The 695-nt window shown below is 64.9% G+C and carries 1 protein-coding gene; it reads right to left on the reverse strand.

What is annotated here, in order from left to right:
- Positions 1 to 695 (reverse strand): AI-2E family transporter (locus tag EN993_RS36500; protein ID WP_164758092.1); only part of this gene is annotated, 695 nt, incomplete at both ends.

Consider the following 695-nt stretch of genomic DNA (forward strand, 5'->3'; position numbering starts at 1 on the left):
AGGTAGATGGAGACCAGGGTGAAGGACAGTGGTGCACCGCCGGGGATCAGCGCCATGACGCCGGTCAAGGCGCCGAGTGTAACCGGCGACGGCACGCCGGCCAGCCAGTAGGCAATGCCCAGCACCAGGCCCTCGCCAATGGCGATGACCGTCATGCCGGTCACGGTCGAAGAGATCGTCGCCGGCACGACGCGCGAGATCCGTTCCCATCTGGCCGGCAGAATGCGTTCGCCAAGGCGGTCGACCTGGCCGGCAAAATGCTCGCCGTCGCGATAGGCGAAGAACAGCGCGATCATCATGAACAGCAGCGTCAGGAGCAGGCCGAAAGCGCTGCCGCCGGCGGCCAGCACGCCGCGATAGATGCTGCCGATGTTGGCGCCGCTGACCAGCTGGATCAGTTCACCAATGCCGCCGGGATGGCCAAAATTGGTCGTCCACTGCTCGTTCAGCCACTCGCCCACGACAGGCATGGTAGCGATCCAGTGCGGTGTCACGGCACCGTGACGGTTGGTCTCGATCGCCCAGGCGACCCATTCGCGGACCTCGTTGATCGCATAGGTGCCGGCCAGCGCGATCGGTATCACCAGGAAGGCGAGGATGAAGAGGATGGCAAAGGTCGCGGCGATGGTGCGGTTGCCGCTGACTGCAACAAGCAGGCGGCGGTAGAGCGGCCAGCTGGCGAAAGCGATTACGAG

The sequence above is a fragment of the Mesorhizobium sp. M7D.F.Ca.US.004.01.2.1 genome (assembly GCF_003997785.1).
GTDB lineage: Bacteria > Pseudomonadota > Alphaproteobacteria > Rhizobiales > Rhizobiaceae > Mesorhizobium > Mesorhizobium loti.